The organism is Burkholderia sp. Ap-955 (assembly GCF_011753045.1).
GTDB lineage: Bacteria > Pseudomonadota > Gammaproteobacteria > Burkholderiales > Burkholderiaceae > Burkholderia > Burkholderia lata_D.
This window is the reverse complement of the sequence record NZ_VWWH01000176.1, coordinates 1-5325: the sequence shown is the minus strand read 5'-3', so window position 1 is coordinate 5325 and position 5325 is coordinate 1. Positions and strand designations below refer to the sequence as shown.

Annotated in this window: 4 protein-coding genes and 2 pseudogenes; 1 reads left to right on the top strand and 5 read right to left on the bottom strand. The window is 67.6% G+C overall.

The window, feature by feature from the left end; genetic code table 11:
• From F3J15_RS36865 to F3J15_RS36845, 5 genes and pseudogenes are all read right to left on the bottom strand, one after another.
• A pseudogene (locus tag F3J15_RS36865) lies at nucleotides 1-183 on the bottom strand (CPBP family intramembrane glutamate endopeptidase); the annotation flags it as partial.
• A 74-nt stretch (nucleotides 184-257) separates the two neighbouring features.
• Entirely contained in the window at nucleotides 258-914 is a 657-nt protein-coding gene (locus F3J15_RS36860) for a VC0807 family protein (protein ID WP_166897671.1), read from the bottom strand.
• A gap of 151 nt (nucleotides 915-1065) precedes the next feature.
• Nucleotides 1066-3003, bottom strand: coding sequence for a HAMP domain-containing sensor histidine kinase (locus tag F3J15_RS36855; RefSeq protein ID WP_166897668.1), 1938 nt, complete (start codon nucleotides 3001-3003; stop codon nucleotides 1066-1068).
• Between the two features lie 445 nt (nucleotides 3004-3448).
• A complete protein-coding gene (locus F3J15_RS36850) occupies nucleotides 3449-4513 on the bottom strand; it encodes a 2,3-butanediol dehydrogenase (RefSeq protein WP_069251765.1) in 1065 nt (354 codons plus the stop codon).
• Between the two features lie 250 nt (nucleotides 4514-4763).
• Nucleotides 4764-4952 (bottom strand): hypothetical protein, encoded by a 189-nt coding sequence (locus tag F3J15_RS36845; RefSeq protein ID WP_166897666.1) that lies wholly within the window; start codon nucleotides 4950-4952, stop codon nucleotides 4764-4766.
• 106 nt (nucleotides 4953-5058) lie between these two features.
• Here F3J15_RS36845 and F3J15_RS38020 point away from each other — a divergent pair.
• Nucleotides 5059-5325, top strand: a pseudogene (locus tag F3J15_RS38020) (hypothetical protein); the annotation flags it as partial.

The following is a 5325-nucleotide window of genomic DNA, read 5'->3' as shown; positions in this document are numbered from 1 at the left end:
CGCGGCCAGCAACGCGAGCGGGGCCAGCGCGAGCGGCCCGAGCTTGCCGAACGCCAGCGCGCACGCATAGCCGAGCGCGGCGAGGCCGGCGCTCAGGCCGTGCTGCGGGCGATGCCACGCGAACGCGGCGGCCGCGAACAGGGCGAGCCAGATCGTGGCGGACGGAAGGAGCGAAAGGGACATGACAGGAGCGGCATTCGTCGGACGAGACGCCGCGCATCATACAGCAGCCCTCTTGCGATGCCGGTGGAGAGCGGTCAGCGGCCGGCGGTTTCGGTGATGCTGTCGCGGCCCGGGACGTGGACGCTGTTGCGCTCGCGCATCCGCCGCCGGTACCAGAACGTCCACAGCAGCAGACAGCCGAACACGGTGTAGCCCATGACCGGCGACACGACCAGCACGCGTTCGACCGGCCAGGTCACGACCATCCAGAGGCGCAGCAGCATTTCCAGCGTCATGAACGCGCCCCACACGAAGGTCATCCGCCGGAGCATCTGCCGCAGCCCCAGCTGGGCTTCCCAGACGGTTTCGAAATGCGCGGCGCCGCCATCCATCTCGCGGGCCACCGTGGCGCGGGCGAGGTAGAAGATCAGCGGGCGTTCGCGGAACAACGACAGCAGGAACACGACGCCGATCGTGCCCGACGCGAGCGATTCGCGCATCAGCAGCGTGCGCGCGTTGCCGCCGAGCGCCATCCCGAGGATCGACAGCGCGATGCCCAGCAGCACGATGGCCGCCACCGCATCGACGCGGCGCGAGCGGATGAATTCGACGATCGACCAGATGATCGGCGGGACCGCCGACGCGTACAGCGCGCCGGTTTCGCCGAAATACGGCTGCGCGGCCCGGTAGGCAACCCAGGGCAGGACCAGGTTGACGAAGAGTTCGAGGATCAGTCCGGCTCGCGGTTTCACGGTGAGCAATCCCACGCAGGTTGGGGCGAACCTGCAAGGGGCGTGGTGGCCCGCGGTTGCCCCGAAAAGGGTTCGATTGAGTATATCGAAAAAGCGGGCGGGGTTGCGGTGCTGAGTCGGCTGCTTGCCGCCGGCGTCGCCGGCGCCCTCGTCATGGAAGCGCCGCGGCCGGCAGCGTGATCGTGACCGTGGTGCCCTGCAGCATGACGCTGTGCACGTGGATCGTGCCTTCGTGCCGCTCGACGACGGTCTTGACGAACGCCATGCCGAGCCCGACGCCGCTGGTTTCCGGCTGGCCGGCGGTGCGGAAGCGCCGGTAACGCTCGAACAGCCGCGTCTGGTCCGCGCTGCTGATCCCGCACCCGCTGTCGCGGATCATGCAGCGCACGGTCTTGCCGTCGGCGCCCGGCTCGACCCTGCATTCGACGCTCGTCAGCGACGCGCTGTACTTGATGGCGTTGTCCAGCAGGTTGATCAGCGCGCGCGACAGCAGCGCCGGGTCGCCGAGCACGATCGTGTCGTCGCGCCGCGGCACGTCGTCGATCGACATGGATTTCCGGTGCGCGAGCGGCCACACCGCGTCGCGTGCCTCGTTCATCAGGTCGGCGAGGTTGACCGGCACGCGTTCGTAGTCGCTGGCCTCCGCACGCGAGAGCTGCGCGAAGCCGTCGGCCATCGCCAGCGTGTGCCGTGCCAGCTTGCCGATTCTCGCGAACTGCTGCTTCATCTGCACGTCGCCCGCCCGTCGCGCCTGCGTGTCGATCAGGATGATCAGCGAGGTCAGCGGGGCGCGCATGTCGTGCGAGAACAGCGTCAGCATGTCGTTGCGCTGGCGTTCGAGCATGTCGCGGCGGACGGTCGCGTTGCGCAAGGTTTCCAGCGCGTCGTGGATCTGCGTGATTTCGGGCCCGATGCCGCGCGGCATCGCGACGTGCGACGTATCGCCATCGCTGAGCGCGACGATCCGGCGGCCGAGCGCATCGAGCGGCTTCGACAGCAGTCGCTGCACGCCGCGCGCGAGCGAGGCCAGGATCGCGATGCACAATGTCGTGGCGAATGCCGACAACGCGACCTTGATCCGGGCGGTGTTCCGGTCGCCGATCGCGCGACGCCGGGCCAGGTCGATCACGCGGTCGCGCAATAGCTCGCTCGGCCGGAAATGCGGCACGATCGCGCGGGAAAAGTCGGCCGCAGTCATCGCATAGACGCCGTTCTTGCCGCCGGCGACGGCCGCGTCGACGAGCGGCAGGATGTGCGCGTCGAAGGCTCCGTTGAGCTGCGCGTATTCGCGTGCCACGTCAGGGTCGTCGAGCTGTGCGCCGATCGAACTGTCGATCAGCGCGCGCAATTGCTCGATGCGGCCGCGCATCCGCATGATGTCCGCGAACTGCGTGCGGTCGAGCGCCTGCCGCGCGAACATCGGCGCGATGAGCAGCGAGCCCGTGCGGCCCGCGTATTCGCGGAGATCGCCGAGGAGCCGCGCGAGCAGGATCGCCCCCGATGTGCGTGGGTCGCCCATCGCGGTGTCGGTCATTGCGCCGTCGATCAGCAGCGACAGCGTGTCGACGATCCGGAACAGGCGCGCCTGCGCGTGCTGGATATCGTGAACGCTGCGTGTCGCGAGCGGCCGCATGCCGAGTGCATCGACTTCCGTACGCGCATCGGCGAGCGTGATCCGGACCGAGTCGAGTGCATGCAGCAGGTTGCTGCGTTCGCGATCGTCGAGCACGGTCGCCTGCGTGATGCCGCCGCGAAAACGGTCGAGCGCCTGGTCGGAACGCACGCGCGCGGCGAGCAGGTTGCGGACCTCGGTGGCGCCGTCGTCCTGCAGGCGCACCAGCAGGTCGTTCGTCGGGCCGCGCTCGGCCGAGATCACGTTGGCGGCGCTCATCGCGCCGCGGACGAATTCGAAGCTCTGCAGGTCGGCGTTCTCCTGCCGGTATTGCCGGAAACTCCCCCAGATGATCGTGCCGCACAGCAAGGCCAGCAGCGTGGTGACGAGTGCGAAGCCGATATGGGTCTTCTGCTGGATCGTCAGCGATCCAATGTTATATGCGCGTTCCCGGCTAAACGAGAATGAACGATTCATGACACACCATGTTTGCAAGCTATCCCGGGTGGGCCCGTATTCTCGGCCTGTCGGCGCCGTGACACCGTAAGGTTTTGTGGGGGGCGGGGGCCGCCTTCAAAGGGGGCGGAAACAATCCCGGCAGGGAGGCCGGATCGTGCCCTGCACAGGATCACCTTGCGTCAGTGTCCTGTCGACATCGGACGAATCGCGCTCGATCCGGAGAAACCCTAGGCACGCACCGGACCGGTGGCGCATGACGACGGATGGTCTGGATTGCGAATGTTTCTGATCGTCGTGTTCGATCGGTGCGCGGCACGAAGTTCGCGACGGACGACGGCGACAAGGAGGGGGCGCTGGGAGGGAATGGCAGGCCGGCGCGCCGCCCGTGCACGGGCGACGCTTCAGGGTGACACTTGCCGCACGCGTGCCGTGGCGCGAATCGCTGCCGCGGCCGCGCGCGCGCTCAGGCGATGGCGGGCTGAACGATGATCTTCACGTTCCGGTCCTTGTGGTTGACCAGTTCCTCGAAGCCGTGCGAGACGATGTCGCCGAGCGCGATGCGCCCGGTGATGAGCGGCTGCACGTCGATGCGGCCGTCCGCGATGAAGCGGATCACGTCCGCGAATTCGCCGTTGTACGCGAGCGAGCCGATCACTTCCTTCTCGGTCGACACGATGTCGAAGAAGTTGAACGGCGCCGGCTCCTCGAAGATGCCGACCATCACCGACTTGCCGGCCTTGCGGATCACGTCGATCGCGAGCTTCGCGGTGGTGGTGTGGCCGATGCACTCGAACGACACGTCGGCGCCGTAGCCGCCGGTCAGCGCCTTGACTTCCGCGATCGCGTCGGACGTCTTCGGATCGATGACGACGCTCGCGCCGACCTCCAGCGCCTTCTGCTTGCGCGCGGCCGACATTTCCAGCGCGATCACGCGCCCGGCGCCCGCGGCCTTCGCGCACATGATCGTGCACAGGCCGATCGTGCCCGCGCCGACCACGACGACGGTCTGCCCGACGATGTTGCCGGCCTTCTTCACCGCATGCAGCCCGACCGCGAGCGGTTCGATCAGCGCGCCGGCCTCGGTCGGGAAGTCGTCGGGCAGCTTGTACAGTAACTCGGCCGGCACGTTCACGTATTCGGCGAATGCGCCGTTGTTCATCAGCCCGGTGAACGCGAGGTTCTCGCAGATGTTGTACAGCCCATGCTTGCAATACCAGCAGGTGCCGCAATGCTGGCAGGCATCGGCCGTCACGCGATCGCCGACCGCGTAGCCCGTCACGCCCGCGCCGAGTTCGGCGATCTCGCCGCTGAACTCGTGGCCGAGGATGCACTGGCCCTTCAGGCCCGTCAGCGGATGCGGTGCGTCGACCGGGATGAAGACGGGGCCCGCGACGTATTCGTGCAGGTCGGAGCCGCAGATCCCGCACCAGTGCACGCGAATCGTGACCCAGCCTGCCGGCGGGCGCTCGGGAACGGGAACCTGTTCGACGCGGATGTCGTGGCGGCCGTGCCAGACGGCGGCTTTCATGCTGGGGGCGGTGGTCGATGCCGGTGTACTCACGTTGCTGTCTCCATCAGGTTGTCGTCGGGCGCGAGGCGTGGCTGCCGGTGCGCCCGTCGCGCGAGTGCGCGAACGACCGGTATGCAGGAACGGGGCCAGCTCGCGTGGGGGCATCCGGCGGCGATTGGACGGGATGTATGTGATGCGACGCACCATTTCCCTATTCGTTGACAGGAACCGATCTGACGGGGGCGTGGCGTGAAGTTTGCTGCGATGGCTAAACGGCAAGCCGGGTGAGACGCTGGGACGCTCGTCTCAGCGCAATGAGACGAATCGCGAGACGCGCGGTGATGACCGATGCGGTTCGATTCGCGTTCAGGCGACGACTGAGCAGCACGAATCCGGCGGCGCGGTACAGCGGCAGGCCGAACCATTGCCGCGATCGGCGGAACGGATCGTTGCGCACGTTACCCCTTTACTTGAAGTGAACTTCAATTTGTATCATGTGCGCCAGTCCGATCGCGGACGCGTGAAGCATCCCGTTGCACGCGGCCGCTTCAACGGAGGTGGAGATGACCGAATCGCCTGTCGCGGCCACTGCCGCCACGCTGCCGTCGCGGAGCTACCGGGCCGCCGTCGCGAACGTCGTGCTGGCGAGCATCGTGTCGGCGTTGCACGTCGGCAAGGCGACGATCGCATTGCCGTCGCTCCAGCACGAAGTTCGGGCCGCCCGCGTTGCCGCCGCCCGTGGGCGCGGCGTCGCAGCCCGCGGCGGCGACCGCAGGAGTGGTCACCCATGTCGACGAGCATCATTGATCCGCACGGCGACGGCGCATTGC